Origin of the sequence: Brevibacillus sp. M2.1A, assembly GCF_013284355.2 — a bacterium.
Classification (GTDB): Bacteria; Bacillota; Bacilli; order Brevibacillales; family Brevibacillaceae; genus Brevibacillus.
The window spans coordinates 4,048,235-4,070,586 of the sequence record NZ_JABSUY020000001.1 but is presented as its reverse complement, the minus strand read 5'-3'; the positions used below and the strand labels follow the sequence as shown (position 1 = coordinate 4,070,586).

Here is a 22,352-nt window from a genome sequence, read left to right as displayed (position 1 = left end):
TGCAAAAATTAATAATTAAAGGCTTGTCTTCTAATATTTGGGATAGTAAAATATTCCCAACTCACTCATATTCTTATAGTTTACCATCATATTAGTCCACGTGAATATTAGCAAATTAATGACCAATTTCCCCTGCCATACTCGTTGTAATGTGACCGTTACTCTAATCGTCGTGTTTATTCCACTACTAGAAAAGACAAAAGAACTAGCCATTTAAGAAGTACCATCTCATTTTGGCGATGGTTTCTTGTTGTGTATCACTTCAATAAAAATCAATTAAAGGGAATATAAGTAAAAACGTGTATCGGTCGCTTTTTCTTCCGGGTAAGTGGTGTTTCCGGATAAAGGTTCCTAATATTCAGAATGGGGAGCTGTTTTCTCATTCCGCGTACCAGCCTGCGTCTACCCGGAAAAGAAAGCAGGAGACAGGCGATTCGTAAAACGAGTTATAGCTTGGGGAAATTCACTTCTCTTGTATCACGTGGGTAGAACAAAGAAGGGCTCTATCGGTTTTACAAATGCAAGAGGGAGCATTTGGAGTGGTTATGCTCACCAGGCAAGCTAGAAACTATCAAACACGGGACAAGGGAGGAACAACGCTTTGCATTTTGTTCAGACATTAGTAGAAGCACTAGAATTGTGGAAGAACGAGGACCATAAAGGCGTTACCTTCATTTTGGGAGACCAGAATGAGGTGTTTGTTTCTTATAAAGAACTGTATGAAGAAGCCCTCGGCTATTTATTTGTCCTCCAAAAAAGTGGAATCAAGCCTGGTGATGAGGTCGTTTTTCAAATTGAGGATAGTAATCTTCGAACTTTTGTCTGCCTTTTTTGGGCATGCTTACTCGGTGGAATGATTGCTGTTCCTATCTCCGTTGGGGATAACGAAGAGCATCGTCTTAAGCTGTTAAAGGTTTGGCGGACATTAATCAATCCATATCTCATTACGACGGACAGCGTGTGGAAACGACTGGAGGATTTCTTTCGTAAACACAACTACCTGACGGAAATGGAATCGTTGAAGTCGAAGTCCTTCCTGCTTGATGAGACCGGGAAAAGAGAAGAGAAGGGCACAATCTATTATCCTTCTGCTGATCATGTGGCCTTTATTCAATTTTCATCCGGGTCTACAGGAGATCCAAAAGGGGTTACCCTGACGCATGAAAACCTTGTCCATAATGTGCTTGCGATTAATAACAGACTTGGAACGACTGAGTCTGATTCATTTCTAAGCTGGATGCCCTTAACTCATGACATGGGGATGATCGGGTTCCATTTATCCCCGTTGTATGCAGGAGTTCAGCATTATTTTATTCATACCTCACTGTTTATCAGGCGGCCTACTCTATGGCTGAAGAAGGTAAGCGAGCACAAGGCGACAATTTCTTCTTCTCCGAACTTTGGATATAAATATGTGTTGTCCAGATTTAAACCGGAAGTGGCAGAGGGGTGGGATTTGTCCACGCTTCGCACGATTTTAAATGGAGCCGAACCTATTGCTTCCGAATTAATCCATCAGTTTTTGGATCAAATGAGTCCATATGGATTGAAGAAAACAAGCATGCTCCCGTGCTATGGATTGGCTGAAGCCTCTGTGGGAGTATCGATACCCGATCAGAACCTGCATTTTACAACGCTTTCTCTGGATCGTAGGTTTATTCAGGTAGGAAAGCCAATCAAGATGACGGATCAAACAAATCCAGAAGCACTCACCTTGGTAGAAGTCGGTTACCCCATCGATTTTTGCGAGGTAAGAATATGTGATGACGAGGATCGCGAGCTGCCAAGCGATACGGTTGGCCATATCCAGATTAGAGGGAAGAATGTAACTGCTGGATATTACAACAACCCTGCTGCTACCGCTAATGTAATGACGGATGATGGATGGCTCCGAACCGGGGATTTGGGTTTTATGCGAAATGAACGTCTTGTCATTACTGGGCGTGCGAAAGACATCATTTTCGTGAATGGTCAAAACGTTTACCCGCATGATATTGAGCGGATTGCTGAAGAAGTCGAAGGAGTCGAGCTTGGGAAGGTCGTTGCTTGCGGGGTATTCAACGAGGAAAGCAAAGAAGAAGACATTCTTGTGTTTATCCTTCACCGGAAAAGTGTAGAAGAGTTCATAGAGCTTTCCAAGAAAGTGAAAACGCATTTGAACGAGCGAACCGGATGGAGAATAAGCGAGGTCTTGCCGATTCAGCGCATCCCCAAAACAACGAGTGGAAAAGTGGAACGATATAGAGTGGCAAGGGAGTATCAGTCTGGAGCATTTCGAGATGTTTCCGAGGAAATGCGACGCCGAACCACTGAAGAGGTAAAAGAGGAGAGAGCTGATCAATCACCTCAGTCACGTGAAGAATTAGAGAAGCAAATGCTTGCCATTTGCCGCGAGGTGCTTCAATCAGACAGATTGGGACTAAACGACAGTTATTTTGACGTAGGCGCGTCCTCTATGCAGTTGACCCAGTTAGCAGGGCGGATAGAAGAGGAGATGGGGATCACGTTGGCGGTAACCGATTTGTTCGCCTATCCGACGATCGCCAGGCTTGCCCGCAGTCTCGTCCCTGAGGAAAAAACGGCTGATCATATTAAACAGACAGATACGCCTGAACAGAAACAAAAGGATATCGCAATTATCGGGATTTCTTGTAAGTTCCCGCAGTCTCGGGATGTTGATCAATTTTGGCAAAACATCCGGGAAGGAAAGGATTGCATTCATGAGCTTCAAGGTCAGAGACGAAAGGACACAGAACAATATGTATCGCTGGTTAGAGGCGAGCAGGGCAATCCAACCCTTGTAGAAGGTGGTTATTTAGAGGAGATTGACAAATTTGATTATTCATTCTTCTCTATTACCCCAAAAGAAGCGAAGCTAATGGACCCCAACCAAAGGCTGTTCCTTCAAAATGCTTGGAATACGCTAGAGGATGCAGGCTATGGAGGGCACAAGCTTTCAGGGGAAAAAGTAGGGGTGTATGTCGGCTTCTCCAAGCTGGGATACGATTACGAACGCCTTTTGTCAGTGGTAAGTCCCAAGGATTTGCCTTCTTATGTAGTAGGCAACCTTCCTTCCATAATTGCAAGTCGCATTTCACACTTGCTTGATTTGCGTGGCCCTGCTGTCACCGTGGATACGGCCTGCTCGTCTTCCCTGGTTGCCGTTCATATGGCGTGCAAGGCTATCCAAAGCGGTGATTGTGAGATGGCATTGGCAGGGGGAGTCAAAACCATCCTGCTGGCGCAGAAGGCTGGAATTGGAATGGAATCCGCTGACAACCGTTCAAGGGCGTTTGACGATCAATCTGATGGAACGGGTTGGGGTGAAGGCGTAGCTTCTGTTTTGTTAAAACCTTTGGAAAAAGCCATCGAGGACGGGGATCACATCTATGCCGTGATAAAGGGAAGCGCAGTTAATCAAGACGGTGTTACAGTCGGGATTACCGCACCGAACTCACAGGCCCAGGCAGAATTAATTGTAGACGCTTGGGAGGATGCCCAAGTCGACCCTGAAACGATTAGCTATATAGAGACGCATGGAACGGGTACAAAGCTCGGGGACCCCGTTGAGCTGGATGGAATTCAGAGAGCTTTCCGACAATATACACAGAAGAAACAGTTTTGTGGAATCGGCACTGTCAAAGCGAATATTGGACATTTATATGAAGCAGCGGGAATCGCTGGATTGATTAAGGCTGCTTTGCAGTTAAAGCACAAAGAGCTCCCAGCCCTCGTCCATTTCCAGAAACCCAATCGGAATTTCGCATTTGAAAAGTCCCCAGTCTATGTGCAAAACAGACTGGAAAAATGGGAAACAGATGGACATCCAAGGAGATGCGGGGTTAGCTCGTTTGGGTTTAGCGGTACCAATAGCCACATTATTTTAGAAGAATATGTGACGGTAAATGAAGCGGAAATGACAGTCTCAGATGAGGTGCAAGTGTTTACCTTGTCAGCCAAATCCGAGTCAGCCCTTCAACGTCTGATTCAAAATTATCGGGAGTTTCTATCTTCCCGTGGACCGCTTTCTTTGTCTGATTTGTGCTATACAGCAAACACCGGGAGAGAAACGCTTCCCTATCGGATTGCGCTCATTTTGCATAGCCGCAGCGATTTCGAACAAAAGCTCGACCGATTGGCGGTCCGGCTTGAAAATGATCGAGACGTTTTCGTCTACTCGCCTGGTAAAAAGCACGTTCCAGAGGAAACCGTTCATCTATTGAGTCAATCCGTACGGGATGTGCAGGAAAAGTACCACACGGCTAGTGCAGAGATGAAGTATTCGTATGCAACGACATTATGCGATTTGTATGTACAGGGAGCTACGGTTGACTGGGATGCGTTCTACAGAGATGGCAAAAAGAGAAGAAAAATGCCATTGCCAGTCTATCCTTTCGATCAGCATCGCTCTTGGATTACAGATGATGTGATCAGTATCGTTCCAGAACAGACGAATACTATTAGCGGAAATAGAGGTGCTACTGTGTCAGAGATAGGAACTGCGCCAATCGCAAAAGTTCTGAAAGAGTTGGTTCATCATGCTTCAGGTTTTGCTGTAGAAGAAATTGATCCATCCCTCCATTTCTTGGAGCTAGGCTTGGATTCTATTATGCTCGTACAAATCAATCGTGAAATTCAGGAAAAGTTTGGAGTGGTCATTCCGGCCCAAGAGCTGTTTGAAACCATCACCAGCGTTGATATGTTAGCAGCGCACATCGCTCAGGAGTTATCCAGTAGCCCGGCTGTGGCTTCTGCCAAACAAATGGAATGGATGGCAATCGAGCAACCGCAAGCAAACGTAGTGGTTGAACAGAATGACGTTCAACGAATTCAACAAGCAGAGCCGAGTGAGCAATCCGCGAAAATGCCAGTCCCGATAAGATCAGGAGCGGTTGAAACCATTATCGAAAAGCAGATTTCGCTCTTATCTGACCATCAAAACCAAATGGCTACGTTGTTACAAAAGCAATTGGAGCTGTTGAATCAGGAACAAAGCTTTGTGTCAAAACAACACGTCGAATCTGTGACTGTTGCTCCCGAGATCAAAAAACTTGAGGCAAAACCATCGGTCAAGGTCAAAGGGAATGAAGAGGAACGCCAGAAGCCTTTTATACCGTATCAGCCACTGATGATCGGTGAACGAGGCAATTTTACGCCAACACAAAGAGAGTATCTGAACGCATTCATTCAAAGCTATACGGAAAAGACAAAGCAATCCAAGAAGTATACGCAAGAGCACCGATTTGTTCATGCCAACAATCGCAATGTGTCTGGATTCCGTTCCTATTGGAAGGAAATGGTATACCCGATTATTACGCAAGCATCAGTTGGCTCCAAAATGTGGGATCTGGATGGGAATGAATACGTCGATCTGACGATGGGTTTCGGTGTAAACCTGCTCGGTCATAATCCCGCATTTATCATGAAAAAGCTCGAGGAGCAGATTCAATCAGATCTACCTCCGCTGGGTCCTATGTCGGATGTAGCTGGAAGGGTAGCGGAGTTAATCAGCGAGCTAACCGGAGTGGAGCGTGTTGCCTTTTACAATTCGGGGACCGAGGCAGTAATGGTGGCACTGCGCCTGGCCAGAGCTGTTACAGGCCGTTCAAAAATCGCCTTGTTCTCCGGCTCCTATCACGGTACATTTGACGGCATTCTGACAGTTGCTGATCCTGAGTCCCAGGACGGGAAGGCCATACCGATGGCACCAGGTATTACCCAGCATACGGTGGATGACGTCCTGGTCTTGAACTACAACCATCCAAAATCAATCGAGCTGATCAAAAAACATGCCCATGAACTGGCCGCAGTATTGGTCGAGCCTGTTCAAAGCCGCCGTCCAGATCTACAGCCGGTGGAATTTTTGAAGGAAGTCAGAGAGATTACTAGCCAATCAGGAACTGCCCTTATTTTTGACGAGATCATTACGGGATTCCGCATACATCTTGGTGGCGCACAGGCATGGTATGGAATAGAAGCAGACCTCGTTACGTATGGGAAAGTTCCGGGTGGCGGCATGCCGATCGGTGTTGTAGCCGGGAAAGCCGCGTTCATGGATGCAGTTGATGGGGGAATTTGGAATTTTGGAGATCAGTCTTACCCGGTAAATGCGGAGAAAAAGACGTTTGTGGGCGGAACGTTCTGCACGCATCCACTCACGATGCATGCCGCCATCGCCACACTGGAATATTTGAAGGAACAGGGTCCCAAGCTTCAGGAAGCGTTGACTCAAAAGACCCTCTACTTGGTAGAAACACTTAACGCATACTTTAAAAACGAGCAGATTCCAATCCAGATGATCAATTGCGGTTCCTTGTTCCGCTTCGTATCGTTTACCGATATAGAATTGTTCTTCTATCATCTGATCAGCAAGGGCATTTATATATGGGAGGGCAGGAATTGCTTCCTTTCCACTGCTCATTCTGATGAGGATATCGAGAGACTGATCCAAGCGGTGAAGGAAAGTATTGATGATCTGCGCCGAGGAGGTTTTTTGCCGGAGCCACCCCCAACTTCTCCAAATGGAGGACGCAAACAAAATCAAGTCGTCGAATTGACAAACTTTACGAGACGGGATGGGCAAAAGCCAGAGGCAACGCTTGTGGAAAGGGTGGGGGAAGAACTGAGGCTTCCCCTTAGCCCCGAACAGAAACAAATGTGGTTTGCAGTCAAATATCGCGTGGAAGCATCCGCTGCTTTTAACGAGACCGCCACACTTCAGGTCGAGGGTGAGCTTGATATCCCTGTGTTTGAGCAGGCTGTCCAAGCCATGGTGGATCGCCATGAAGCGTTGCGAACCATCATTGATCCCAACGGAGAGTATCAGGTAGTTCTTCCCAAGAGGGACATACGTGTTCGAATCGTGGATTTGAGCCACCTTTCGTCTGAGGAACAGGAAGAAAAAAAGAATCAGCTGTTGGATGAACAAACAGGCACGCCATTTGAGCTGTCCTCTGAGGACCCGCTGTTTCGGGTAAGTGTCATCAAGCTGGCTCCTGCCAAATTCCTGACTTCCTACACCTTCCATCACATGATTGCGGATGGATGGTCCATGGCTGTGTTTATCAAAGAGCTGGATGATATCTACTCGGCCCTTACACAGAAACGCCCCATATCGCTCGAGCCTTCTACACCGTTTTCTGCTTACCGAAACTGGCAAGAAGATCAGATGCAGAAACCGGCGTTTCAGGAAGCGCTCGCGTACTGGAACGAAAAATTCGCAGATCCAATCCCCAAGCTCGTTTTTCCTTTAGGGCAACGAGAAACGGGAAAACCATCTTTTACAGGCGAGAGAATCACTTTCAAGATCGACAGTAGCATCACAAGAAAGGCAAGAAAAAGAAGCATTCAAAACAAGAACAGCCTGTTTATAACCTTGTTGGCTTCTTTTAACCTCTTCCTTCATCGCCTTCTTGGAAATAGAAAAATGGTGGTTGCGATTCCTACTGCGGGTCAGTCCCATATCGGTAAAATGTCCTTGATCGGAAACTGCGTCAATCTTTTGCCAATTTGCACGGAAATTGACGGAGATGATACGGCTGCGGATTATTTGTTCCGAGTGAAACAGGCGGTTGCGGAGATGGAAAAGCATCAAGCTTACTCCTTTGCTGCATTGGCTGAGAATTTGCCGCCTCAAAACTTGCCGGAGCTTTCAGTGTTGTTCAATATGGATCGACCTCTTCACAACCTGACTTTCGCTCAAATGAAGGCTACGCTGCTGCCCAATCGGATCATTTACAGCAAGTACGATCTTTTTGTAAACGTGACAGAAGTGGGCGGAGAGCTTGTTGTAGATGTGGATGCACGAAGCGGGGTAGTAACCACGGAGATTCTTCGCCAGTGGGGCGTCTACTTTGCCAATCTTTTGAACCGTATTGCAGAAGACGATCAGGAAAGAATTCGTGCCCTATCACTTTTACAGCCCGACGAGATGGAAAAAATGAAACGCGAATCCGGTGGCAACCTGGGCAAATATACTGCAGAATGGACAGAGCTTTTGCAGGAAATGCCAGATGATCAGGTAGGACGAGCTTCCCTCTATGTCCTGGATCAGTATGAGCAACTGGCTCCTGTGGGTGCGGTCGGACAGGTGTATCTGGCTGATGAAGGACTCGAGCATGCAGATCCGTCACATTGGCAGCGAACAACGAAATCTGCTGTTCCGCTAGGAGATGGAGAAATCCAGATAATCCATTCAACCGATCGGCTTGCCGGACAAAGAAGCATGAGCGGCAGAGAATCAGAGCCGGCTGGAACGGCGACCGAAGAGACTATCAGAGTCATTTGGCAGGAAATCTTGGGAAGCTCCCCAATGTATCTGGATGATAATTTTTTTGAACAAGGCGGGAACTCCTTACAAGCGACTGTCATGCTCAGCAGAATTTACAAGGAATGCCACGTGCAAATTCCTTTGCATCAAATTTTTCAATCGCAGACGATACGTGAATTAGCCAAATATGTAGACTCATCAAAGCATCAAACTTTTACACCCATTCGTTCATGCGAGTTGCAGCCATACTATCAGTCTTCTTCCGCACAGAAAAGGATGTACATCCTCCAAGGTCTGGATGGAGGAACCGCCTATAACCTATCCGGCTATTTACAATTGGATGGGGAAGTGGAACTTGATCGTCTGATTCACTCTTTGCAACAGGTTGTCCAGAGACATGATTCTTTCCGGACCAACTTTGTCATTAGGGATAATGAAGTCGTGCAAGTTCTACATGATGATCTGTCATTTGATATTGAGGTCCAACACTTGTCTGAAGAGGATGTAAATGAGGCAATTCGCACCTTTATCCAGCCATTTGATCTCAGCAAAGCACCGCTTATAAGGGCGAAAATCTTCCAAGTGTCAGCCAAGCGCTTCATTGTGGCAGTGGACATGCACCACATTATTTCGGACGGCTATTCGGTTTCTCTGTTTATCCGTGAGCTGCTCCATACGTATAGAGGAGAATCACTGCCTGAGCTCAGCGTGACGTATAAAGATTTCGTGGCATGGGAGCAAGAGAGGGAGCAGTCAGAACAGCTCTCGGCTCAAAAGGAGTACTGGCTTGAGCAATTTGGCCAAGGAGAGCTCCCAGTACTGAAGCTCCCCGTTGATTACCAAAGACCGCCGGTTCAATCCTTTGAAGGTGACCGCTTGTTGATGGGAATCAGTGAGGAAGTCAGGAAGCAGTTACTCCAATTGGCTAGGGAAACTGACACGACCTTGTATATGGTCTTGCTTGCTGCTTACAATGTACTGCTTTACCGATACACCGGGCAAGAGGAGCTGATTGTCGGTTCTGCTGTGGCGGGAAGACAACACCCTGATTTGGAACGAATGATCGGTATGTTTGTAAATACATTGGCGATCCGTAACTATCCTACAGGAAGCAAGACCTTTAAGGATTTCCTGAAAGAAGTGAAAAATCAAGCCATCCTTGCCTTTGAAAATCAGGAGTACCCATTTGAAAAGCTTGTTGATGCTCTTCAATTAAACAAAGATTTGAGCCGGAATCCTTTATTTGATACCATGTTTGATTACCATTATGAATCCTTTGACGACGTGGCCTCAGATGATTTTAAAGTCACGATGTATGAATATCCAAAAGGCGTGTCTCTTTTTGATCTCAGTCTTGATGTCCATGACGATGGGACAACGCTCACTTGCCAATTTGATTACAGCACGCATCTGTTTAAACGCGATACGGTTGAGCGAATGGCTAATCATTTTGCCAAGATACTTCACTCCATTGTGCAGTCTAATGAGAGTTGCCTAGCGGATCTGGAGTACTTGTCCAGCGAAGACATCAAGCAGGTGGTTGCCGACTTTAATCAAGCGAGAAAGCAAATCCCCGCTCCTCTCTATCCAACTTTCTATGAATGGTTTGAGGCAGAAGCAATACGCCATGCAGAGCAAGTCGCTGTCTCTTACGGGGAAGAGCAGATCAGCTATCAGGAACTCAATGCGAAAGCAAACCGTCTGGCCCGGACACTGCGTGATCAGGGTGTAAGGCCAAACAGCTCTGTTGCGATTTTGGCAGAGCGCTCGATTAACATGGTCGTCGCTGTTCTGGCGGTCATGAAGGCGGGTGGTGCCTATGTTCCGATTGATCCTCAGTATCCGAAGGACCGCATTTCGTTCATGCTGGAAGACAGTCAGGCAACGGTCATGCTGGTCAATCAAAATGGACAGAGCGGAGTAGAATTCAGCGGCGCCGTGATCGATCTGGACGCCGAGGCCAGTTACAGGGAGGATTCGTCCAATCTCGATGCCATCTCCGGACCGAGCGATCTCGCTTATATCATCTATACATCCGGCACTACTGGCAAGCCAAAAGGGGTCATGATCGAGCATCGCAACCTGGTGAGTGTAGCCAATACATGGCGGTACGAGTACGAACTCGAACAGATGAATGTGAATCTTTTGCAGATGGCTAGTTTCTCATTTGACGTGTTTGCAGGGGATTTATGCAGAGCTCTTTTGCATGGTGGACATTTGGTGATTTGTCCGAGTGATGTAAGGATTGATCTTCCGGCTCTTTATCAGTGGTTGACCCGGTACGAAATTTCCTTGTTTGAATCGACACCTGCTCTTGTTCTTCCTTTTATGGAGTACATTTATCAAAATGGATTGCCGCTCGATCATCTGAAACTGCTAATTCTTGGTTCAGATACATGCCAAAGCGAAGCGTTTGTCCGCTTGGTCGAGCGTTTCGGGCAGATCAAAATCATCAATAGCTATGGGGTCACGGAGGCTGCTATTGATTCCAGCTACTTCGAAATGGCTGGCGATACCGAAATGACGACCGGAAATGTTCCGATCGGAAAACCGCTGCAAAACACAGAATTTTATGTGCTGGATTCCCAATTGCGGCCACAGCCGGTAGGTGTGTACGGTGAACTATATATCGGCGGAGCAGGTGTTGCGCGGGGGTATCTGAACCGAGAGGAATTAACCCGTGAGCGCTTTATCCCAAATCCTTTCCGTCCTGGTGAGTCCATGTATAAAACCGGCGATATTGTGCGCTGGATGGCAGATGGAAATATGGAGTTTGTTGGTCGTTCGGACTACCAATTGAAGATTCGTGGATACCGTGTGGAGCTGGGTGAAGTCGAAAATCAGCTGTTACGTCATGAAAAGGTTCGCAATGCCATTGTGCTCCCAAAGACAAAGGGAGATGAATCCGTTGTATTGTGCGCATATTACACGACGGATGAGAGAGTAAGTCCATCCGAAATCAAGGGATTTTTAGCCGATTCCTTGCCTGAGTTCATGGTTCCGACCTTTATCATCCCATTGGCAGAGTTGCCTGTGACGCCAAACGGCAAAATCGATCGGAATGCTTTGCCTGAACCTGATCTGTCTAAGCTGGTATCCGAGGAATACGTAGCGCCAGCGACAGAAAATGAGAGAAAACTTGCAGAAATATGGCAAGAGGTCTTGGGGATCGAGCGAGTCGGCGTTCTGGATCGATTCTTTGAAATCGGTGGACATTCGCTACATGCTGCCATTCTCCTTGCCAAAGTGAACAAGGAGTGGCAGGTAGAAATTCCGCTGCGAGCCGTTTTCCAAAATCCTACCGTCAGGAGTTTTGCCCACGTCATTTCCGAAGCGACTCAAGCAGAAATGCCGTTGATTCAGTCGGTTGGAAAACAAGAGCATTATGAGCTCTCTCCTTCACAAAAAAGGATTTTCACCGTTCAATCACTCGATGAAACGAGTGTGGCCTATAACATGGCAGGCGCTTTGGTTCTTTCCGGACAGCTCGATTCTGTGGCATTGGAAAACGCATTCCAGTCCCTTATCCAAAGGCATGAGGCGTTCCGTACTTCCTTCGACTACGTAAATGGTGAACCGAAACAATTTGTCCATGACTCTGTCCGTTTTACCATCGATCATGATCACGCAGAGGACAGTCCGGAAAGTATAGAAAATCTCATTCGGACGTTCATTCAGCCGTTCGAACTGAACCTGGCACCATTAATGCGCGTCAAGCTGGTCAAACTGGTGGAGGACAAGCATTTACTCCTGATCGACATGCACCACATCATTGCAGATGGAACATCGGTGAGCATCGTCATTGATGAGTTAAATCAACTGTACAACGGGCAAAATCCAGAACCACTCATCGTCCAGTACAAGGACTATTCAGCTTGGCTGAAACAGATCAAGACGACCAGGCAGTCGCATAGGCAGGAGCAGTTCTGGATAGATGAATTCAGCGGGGAACTACCTGTCATGAATTTGCCTACGGACTATCCGCGACCCCAGCTTCAAAGTTTTGAAGGGGGTACGGTCGAAAGCGAGATTGAGGCGGATGTATCCCGTAGATTGCACGCTGTGGCGAAGGAAGCAAACGTAACAGTCTTTTCGATTCTATTGGCGGCGTACAACGTTTTGTTGTCCAAATATACTGGGCAAGAGGACATTGTCGTAGGGACTCCGGTGGCAGGACGAAACCACACCGATGTTCAAAATGTAGTGGGAATGTTTGTAAATACGCTTGCCCTGCGAAACTATCCAGCAGGCACCAAAACGTTCCGCGAGTTTGTCCAAGAACTAAGTGAGAAGTCACTGTTGGCGTTTGAACATCAGGATTATCCATTGGAAGACCTGGTAGAAAAGCTACAGGTTCGACGCGACCCAAGCAGGAATCCGTTGTTTGACACCATGTTCTCCTTTGACAATGTGGCAGATACGGCCTTTGACTGGAACGGGGTAGACGTCAGGCTTTATCCATTCCAAACGAAAATATCCAAGTTAGACATCGTCATGAATGTCGAGACGAGAGATGATAGATTTTTTGTGGAGTGCGAATATAGCACCAGCCTATTTAAGCCTGAAACGATGGCGCGTTTTATCAACCATTTTACCAACGTACTGAGTCAGGTAGCGGCGAACATGGATATTCTTGTGGGCGAGATTGACCTCATGTCTCCGGAAGAAGTGCAGATTTTGGAGAAGCTCAGCAATGATACGAAGCGAGAGTATCCGGTGGTACAACCGATCCATATAGCTATCGAGGAATCAGCCAGACTTTATCCGAATCGAATTGCCGTTTCTTACCAAGGCTCGACAATCACTTACCAACAACTGAACGAAAAAGCCAACGCAGTCGCATCTGATCTGCTGAAACGCGGTATAGGAAAAGGCAAGTACGTACCTGTGCTTATGGAAAGAAGTCTGGAATTGGTCGTATCGTTATTGGGTGTAATGAAGACGGGAGCTGCGTTTTCACCATTGGACATTCAGTGGCCTGTCGATCGACTCCAGTCTGTTATTGCCGAGCTGGGTAGCGAGTTCGTATTCGTAGAATCTGGACATGCCTTTACGGAAACGGATCTGGGAGCGAAATTGGTCGAGATTGATCTGGGGCAATTGACAACGGAAGTGGAAAATCCTAATTTGTCCGTATCGCCGGAAGACCCCATCTATGTCATTTTTACTTCTGGTTCAACAGGCAAACCAAAAGGAGTCGTCGTACCGCATAGAGGGATCGTCAACCGCTTTAACTGGATGGATGATTACTTTGGACAAGAAGCAGCGCAATCTGTCCTTCAGACTACCAACCATGTATATGACAGTGCCATTTGGCAATTCTTCTGGCCGCTGACCAATGGCGGAAAAACAGTACTGCCTACTACAGGAATGACTGTTTCGGCTGATTACATGGCTGGAATCATTGAAGATGAACAAATTACCTTAACTGATTTCGTCCCATCTGTTTTTAATGTGATCGTGAATCAGTTAGCTGAAAATCTCGAACTGCAGGGCAAATTACAATCGCTCAAAAAGATCATTATCGGCGGCGAGGAAATTGTTCCGTCTACTGTTTCCAAATTCCTGAAAATATTCCAGTATGTATCTCCGACAAATTTGTATGGTCCGACAGAAGCAAGTATCGGATGCATTGCCTATCAAATTACGGGAGAAGAAGATCGCATCCCGATTGGAAAACCGATTTTCAACACGAAAATCCTTCTACTCGATGCGTATGGAAAACGAGTGCCGATAGGAGTACCTGGAGAAATCCACATTTCAGGCATGCCGCTTGGATTAGGTTATTTGCATAACGAGCAGCTAACGAGACAGAGCTTTGTCGATAATCCATATGCGGAACCGGGTTACGAAAAAATGTATAAGACAGGAGACCTGGCAGTCTATTTACCGGATGGGAACATCCACTTCCTGGGCAGGAAGGATTTCCAAATCAAAATCAGGGGATATCGAATCGAGCCAGGGGAAATTGAAAGCAAGCTCCTTTCGCTGGAACAGGTAAAAGAAGCAATCGTTATCGCCAGAGAAGAAGAAAATGGAAGCAAGTACTTATGCGCGTATATTGTGACTGAGCATGAGCTTTCAGCTGACGAGTGGAGAGACCTGCTCGCGAAAGATTTGCCCGATTACATGATCCCGTCTTTCTTCGTCCGACTAGACGCTATGCCGATTACCGCAGTTGGAAAAGTGGATCGGAAAAAACTCCCTCTGCCTGATCGCTCTCTCTTGGTGGAAGAGTTCATCGTCGAGCCGTCCGATGAACAGGAACAAATCATGGTCACTATCTGGAAGGATGTGCTGGGGCTTGCACAAGTAAGTGTGACCCACAACTTCTTTGAGCTTGGGGGAGACTCCATTAAAGCTCTTCAGATGATAGCGAGATTGAGGAGTCATGGGTATGAGCTCCGATTGAAAGACTTGTTCCAAAACCCGCGTATTCGCAATGCAGCCAGATATCTCCAGCCGCTGACCAGACAAATTGATCAAGGGCCTGTAATGGGAGCAGTAGCATTGACACCGATCCAGATGAACTTCTTTGAGCAAAACCATCAGAACCCTCATCATTACAATCAATCTGTCATGTTGTACAGAGAAGCTGGCTTCGATCCAGAGTTAGTTCAACAAGCATTTACGAAGCTGATTGAGCATCATGATGCGTTGCGAATGAAATTCCAAATGAATGAGTCAAACATTGTCCAACAACATCGGAACCTGGACGAGTGTCTCGTTCCCATCATGATCAGGGAGTTTTCGTCTCAAAGCGTAGAGGAGATGGAGCAAGCTGCACAGCTTATTCAGGAAGGAATCGATTTGACGGATACTGCGTTGGTAAATCTCGGTCTTTTCCGAACAGAAGCTGGAGATCACTTGTTAATTGTGATTCATCATCTCGTTGTCGATGGTGTCTCATGGCGGATTCTCTTGGAAGATTTCCATACCGTGTATGACGCCTTGCTGCAGGAAGAAGAGCCTGTCTTGCCTATGAAAACCGATTCCTATCAAACATGGTCAGAAGAATTGCAAAAATATGCGCAGGGAAGCGAGATTCAACAGGAAATCAGTTATTGGAAGCAGGTAGAGGAAACGCCATTCTCTCCTCTGGCAAAGGCGGAAACGGTTGGGGCACCGCTTATGCAAGATACAACAGATGTCACCATCGAGCTTGATGAAGCTTACACAGAAAAGCTGCTTAAGCATAGTCACCAGGCTTATAACACGGAAGTGAATGATTTGTTGCTTACGGCGTTGGGTTCGGCGGTAAAAGAGTGGGCTGGGATAGAGCATGTGCTCGTCAATCTGGAGGGACATGGCAGAGAAGAGATCGTGAAGGGCATCGATATTTCACGCACGGTCGGTTGGTTTACAGCCCAGTATCCATTCGTACTGGATATGAGCCGATCAGAATCGCTTGGCTACCAGATCAAAATGGTGAAAGACAGCCTGCGACGTGTGCCGAACAAAGGTATTGGATACAGTATTTTACAGTATCTGTCTGCGAGACAAACCGATGTTCCGTTAACGTTCCAGGTAAAGCCCGAGATCAGTTTTAACTACTTGGGTCAGTTCGATACAGACTTGGAATCAGAGAGCATGACGACTTCCTCCCTCTCTCCTGGCCGAGAAATCAGTCCGACCGCCATTCGTTCCTTTGCGCTTGATGTGAATGGAATGGTCGTGAATCGCAAGCTGACACTTACTTTTACTTATCATCGTGAAGAGTTTGAAGAAGGAACCATTCAGCGCCTCGTGGATGCCTACCGAGATAAAATCGTAGAAATCATTACGCACTGCTTATCGAAAGAGTCAGTCGAGCAAAGCCCAACAGATTTCACATACGATGAGCTGTCCATTGAGGAGTTAGATCATCTTTCTCAACTGCTGGGTGAAAAAATTCAATGATAGATGGTGATGAGGTTTGAATGGTGTTCAGATAAAAAATATATACCGCTTGACACCTATGCAAGAAGGCATGCTGTATCACTTTATCCTTCATCCTGAATCAGAGGTTCACTTCGAACAAACGGTGATTACGATGGAGGAGTCGTTGCGGCTTGATCTCCTTGATCAGAGCTTTCGCGACCTCGTCGAAAGATTCGATATCCTGCGAACAGTCTTTCACTATAAAGAAAGTAAAAAGCCGCTGCAAATCGTGTTGAAGCAAAGAGAAGCAGCTATTCAGATCGAGGACATCTCTGACCTGAATCTGGATGAACAAGAAGCATTCGTAGAGCAATTTCTTGTAAGGGATCGGCGCAAGAGATTTGATCTGGAGAAAGATCTGTTGTTTCGGATGACCGTTATGAAATTGAGTGAAACAAAATACAAGATGGTGTGGAGCTTCCACCATATTATTATGGATGGCTGGTGCTTGGGGATTGTCGCAAAAGACTTTTTCCATATCTATCGCTCTTATCTTCAAAATAAGAAGGCTGAGCTGGCTCCACCTTATTCCTTCAGTAGCTATATCACTTGGCTTGGCAAGCAAAATAAACAAGAAGGACTCTCGTTCTGGCGCGATAGCCTGGATGGATTTGATCAACAATCTCCTTTACCGGTTGAATATATTTCAACCGGTAAGGGGTACCAACGAGAATCGATCGTGTTCCGCATTGATCGGGAAACGACTGCCCGTTTGGAGCAAATAGCGAGAGCAAATGATGTGACACTGAGCATCGTCTTTCATTCCCTCTGGGGATTGTTGCTGCAACGATACAATTATGCCAATGATGTTGTCTTTGGATCAGTTGTTTCGGGACGTCCTTCTGAACTCGTTGGTGTGGAAGAAATGGTTGGGTTGTTTGTCAATACGATCCCAATGCGGATTCGCAGTGAAGGCAAACAGACATTTTCGGAGTTACTCGGACAGGTGCAACAATTCTTCACAGCCACAAGTAGCTACCAATACTTGTCTCTGGCGGATATTCAGTCCGAAACCGCATTAAAGCAAAACCTGATTCAGCATCTTATGGTCTTTGAAAACTATCCATTGACGGAAGAGGCATTCGACGAAGATGGAAAAGGCGGTTTATTCGGAATCACGGATGTCCAAGGATATGAGCAAACCAGCTACGACTTCAACTTGTGCATTATTCCCGGTAAGGAACTAGAAATTCACTTTATCTATAATGCACTTGCCTACAGCGATTCCTATCTGCAAAAAGTGCAAGCGCATCTGAATCAGTTGGTTCAGAGTGTCATCCGCAATCCCGACCAGCCAATTGCAAACATGCAAATGGTTACGGACGAGGAGCAGGCTCTCATTCTGGAACAATGGAATGACACGGAGATGCTGGTTGACCAAACGCGAACCATTGACCAGCTATTTAAGGAACAGGTCAAAAAGGGGCCGCATCACATTGCCGTGGTCGATCAGGAAGGCAGCTACACGTATCAGGAATTAGATGACAAATCCGATGCGCTGGCCCACGTTCTGCGTGAGAAAGGGGTAAAACCTGGCAGCATTGTTGGTGTGATGGTGGAGCGCTCTACTGCTTACAGCCTCGCCATCTTGGCCGTTTTGAAAGCAGGCGGTGCTTTTCTCCCTATTAGCACTGACCATCCGAGTGAACGGATCAGCTATATGATGGAAGATAGCGGGGCCAGCATTGTTTTGGTCCATGATCCGACAGTAGCGTATGCAGAGCGTATTCTCTCTGCAGCAATGGTGATCAATCTTGATGGTAGGAGCGTATACAACGGCGTTACATCTGATGTAGAGTCCCTTCATCGTTCCAGTGACCTGGCCTACGTGATTTATACCTCCGGGTCAACGGGGAAGCCAAAGGGAGTAAGGCTGCACCACGTCGGAATTGCCAACCTCCAGCAGTTTTTCATCAACGATCTCGGTATCACCCAAAATGACAGGGTGTTGCAGTTTGCCAGCATCTCCTTTGATGCCTCTGTTTGGGAGTTTACGATGGGGGTATTGACGGGGGCGAGACTTGTCGTAGTTTCAAAGGATGTCGTACTCGATCCGCAGGCTTTCAGTGAGTATCTGCTGCGGCATGAAGTAACAGTCGCAACGCTTCCGCCTACCTTTGTGACGTATTTGGAACCGGAAAATTTCCCGAAATTGCAAACGTTAATCACCGCAGGTTCCGCAGCAAACTGGGAGCTCGTCCATAAATGGAGCGCCCATTGCCGCTACATCAATGCATACGGTCCAACCGAAACAACCATTTGTGCAACGACTTGGACGTATGAAGGGCAAGAGGAGCTGCCGCAGCAAGTGCCAATCGGAAAGCCCATTGCCAACACAAAAGTATACGTGCTGGATGCGCATGGTCATTTGCAGCCCCAGGGAATTCCTGGTGAGTTAGCGATCGCGGGTATTAGCGTCGCTGATGGCTACATCAATCGCGAGGAATTGACAAACGACAAATTCGTGGCAGATCCGTTTATTGCCGGTTCGAGGCTCTACAAGACGGGAGATATGGTGAAATGGCTTGCGGATGGAAGTCTGGAATATTTGGGGCGAATGGACAACCAGGTCAAGATACGCGGTTTCCGTATCGAGCTTGATGAGGTTGAAAACGTGATCCTATCCCAGGCGGGAGTGAAGGAAGCGGTCGTGTTGGCCAAAAAAGAGCAGGGAGGAGATGCCTGCCTGATCGCTTATCTGGTCTGGGAGCAGCCTGATTGGAACAGAGATTTGCGTCAGGAGCTTTTGGCCACCCTTCCAGCCTATATGGTACCAACGTATATCCACGTCCTTGAGAGAATGCCTGTCACACCGAATGGAAAAATAGATCGGAAAGCATTACCTGAGCCTGTCATGATCAGGGAGGCAAGTAAGCAACTGAATCCACCTGTTACAGAGCAAGAGATTAGGCTGGCAGAAATCTGGAAAGAAGTGCTGGACCTCCAGGAAATCAGTGTGGATGACCATTTTTATGATCTGGGCGGGCATTCTATCAAAGCGATCCAACTGGTAGCACGACTGCATAAGGAAGGCATCGAAGTGAAGATTCAAACGATCTTCCAATACGACACAGTCAGAGCGCTGGCAGGATATGTAGATACCGTAAATCGGATTCGTACCACAAAAGCGCAAGATAAAAAAGAGCTGGAAACCTTGATCTACGCCCATTTTCAAGTACGAAGCAACTATGTAGAGGTGCCGTTCGGCAGCAAGCACCGAGCTGTTCTGTACGTGGAAGAAAATGCGCGGGACAAACATCAAGAAATCCTGTCCTTATTGCGCAGGTCTTGCGATCCTGCGATACAGCCGCACGCCATTCAATTTCTGGATCTCTCGCAAAAAGCATGGGAAAAAGAGAAGAATCATTTGCAACAAGCTGCGTTCGATGAGAAGGAAACGATGCCATGGCAGGAGCGCCTCTTCAACGACCTCGATCAGAAGCTCCTTCATTATTCGGAGGCGATCGTGAATCAGCAAGCTTTCATCAGGCAGCCACTGTCACCTTCACAGCGCTATCATGTACAGGAAAAGGACATTTCTGGAACAGTAATTCGCTTTGAGCGGATGATCGATCCGAAGACGCTGGAAAAAGCCTTCCTTGACGTTTTGAAGCGGCATCATTTACTACGATGCACGCTAGCTTTTGAGGAAGCAGAGCCATATTGGAAAGAATATCCTTGCCCTAGTGAAATTGAGCTTCCAGTTGTTGATGTATCGGGCGAATCGGAAGAAAGAAAAGAAGCGGTGCGCCAACTTTTACTGAGCGAATATTTTTACCAGCAGCATGATTCGATCGGCTCCTTGTCATACAAAGTGATCTTGCTGAAAGAGAGCGAGAAAGAGTACTCGTTCATATTCCCGGCATCGCATCTCATTTTTGATTTGATTAGCAGCGAGGTTCTGCAAAACGACATAAACCTGTATTACGAAGCATTGGAGAATGGCACAGACCTCTCGGAAAATGATCGGAATACGTATTGGGATTTCGTCCAGCAAATTACGAAAGGTCCAATCGGAATCGAAGATCAACAGCTTATGGAGGAGTTTGATCTCCTCGGATTTGAGAATAGTCTTTTGTCCATCGAAAGCCAGCTTCCATCTTCATCTGCTTTGGACGGATACACGATTGTTACCTGCGAACTGGATATGGATAACCCGCAGGAGACAGAAAATACGCGAATTCCGATTGCTCTTTTAGCCAGATTTTGCGAAAGAAGTTATGGAGTCCAAAAGGCCCCCATCTTCCTTATGAACTTTGGCAGATCCTTTATGGGGAACCATTTCTTCGATGTTCTTGGCGAGTGCATCGATCATATTCCACTTCATATTGATTCGTCGTGGAGTCTCGATGAGTTGGAAACGTATGTGAAAGTTCGGTTGGATCTCGCAAAGGAGAGGAACATCCATTTCACCAATCTCGTGCAAAATCCTGACGTAACGGAAAACTATCCTCTTTCCCACCAATCACTCATCCAATCCTTGCAGATGACACCTATTATTTGCAACTTTTTGGGTGAGCAGAACAAGAGTCAACCAAGTGAATACGATCACCTGTTTATCAAGGGAAAGAAGCGTATTCTCTTTGAGGCTTCCTATACATCCATGGGCAAAATGACTATTTTTATGGCTCTGCCATATCAAGAGGATGAAAGGAAGCTGCGAGTGCTCTTAGAGGAAGAAGCGAAAAAATTGATAGGAATGCCTCTAGTCATACGCTAAGAGTCCGCTAGGCATCGTATTGGAAATCGGCAGATGGATTCCGCTCTATTCCGGGGGTATTGTCCGTGAAGTGTAGCGGGATCATCTTGCCGAAATAAATCATCACCTAGAGGGATTACTATTCAGGGAGGTTAAGATGGGCAACCAATCATACGGATTAAATATTTTTCTCTTTTCTTTTACTCGTTTCATTACGGAATTAGGTAGCGGTGTATACAAATTTGCTCTTGCCCTGTACATTGCGGATATGACGGGTTCTTCCGCTGCATTTGCAACTGTTTTGGGCTTTTCGTACTTGCCGGGGGTGCTGATTAATATTTTTGCAGGCGCCTATATTGATAGACACAACAAGAAAACGATCATGGTTGTCACCGAGCTGCTAAGCGGTGCGCTCGTTCTCTTGTTTTTACTGTTTTTCCTCCAGTTTCCCACGAATCTATGGCTGTTTGTAGGTTACGCCTTCGTGATTAGCACCATTCAGGCTGTTACGTATCTCGCTTTGCAAGCATCCATTCCAGAGCTGGTAGATGAGGACAGAGTAGGAAGTATGAACTCTATTTACCAAGCGATCAGCGCCATTCTCAATGTAGCGGGTCCTTTGGTAGGGGCGGTTGCCTATCGTTTAATGGGGATGGAAATGATTTTGCTGATTGATGGTCTTTCTTTTATCGGAGCAGGTATCTTGCAAATGTTCCTCCGTTTCCGCAAGGCCGAGGTAGTACAGGAAACAACACAAAGCTATACAGAAACAATCAAGGAAGTCTTCCAATATATCCGAGAACAGGTTGTTATCAAGTACTTGTTCCTGATTTTCCTTGTGCTCAACTTTATTTTCCCTCCGCTCATGTATGTGGGGCTGCTGCATATTGCCTATCGAGTCGAAAAGGTATCGATGGAGCAATTCTCCTTTATTCAGTCCTCCTGGTTTATCGGGATCATTATCGGAGCGGCTATTGTCTCTATGAAAAAGGTAAGCAAATACGTTGAGAATAAAATCTTTCTTTTGATTCAAGTGCAAGGGATTCTATTGATGTCGTGGATCTTTCCGATTTTTGTTCCGGAAACGAGTAACGCCTCGTGGATCATTACGGGCGTGTTTGTCGGGATTTTATTGGTCTCCGCCATCTTCAACTCCATGGGGAACATCCCGATCTTTACCTTTGTTCAATTGAACACGCCTGAGCATTTGCGTGCCAGCATGTTTGGTGTGGTCGGCACATTTACCGGTGTGGCCGTACCATTTGGGATCTGGTTGTACGGTATTTTACTGGAGGCCGTTTATTGGCCGTATCTCCTGTTGGCCTCAGGTGCTCTCATTTTCGTGATCGCCTTGATCGCTCATCTGAACAAGCAAGTGAGTCAATACTTTAAGAAAAAAGAAGAGCAGGTTGTTGCTACGGACAAGTCTGCTTGAGCAAAGTCACGATAACGAGAGAGAGAATA

Annotated in this window: 3 protein-coding genes; all 3 read left to right on the top strand. The window is 46.5% G+C overall.

The features are described 5' to 3' along the window. Positions 1-601 precede the first annotated feature (601 nt). The 3 genes from HP567_RS19360 (at position 602) to HP567_RS19350 (ending at position 22,323) form a co-directional block, all read left to right on the top strand. Complete coding sequence (locus HP567_RS19360; protein ID WP_173607868.1) at positions 602-16,168, top strand: non-ribosomal peptide synthetase/type I polyketide synthase; 15,567 nt, start codon at positions 602-604, stop codon at positions 16,166-16,168. A 16-nt stretch (positions 16,169-16,184) separates the two neighbouring features. Further along, a complete protein-coding gene (locus HP567_RS19355) occupies positions 16,185-20,909 on the top strand; it encodes a non-ribosomal peptide synthetase (protein WP_173607867.1) in 4,725 nt (1,574 codons plus the stop codon). Positions 20,910-21,045: 136 nt separating this feature from the next. Next, on the top strand, positions 21,046-22,323 hold the full coding sequence (locus tag HP567_RS19350; RefSeq protein ID WP_173607866.1) for an MFS transporter: 1,278 nt from the start codon (positions 21,046-21,048) through the stop codon (positions 22,321-22,323). Positions 22,324-22,352 lie beyond the last annotated feature (29 nt).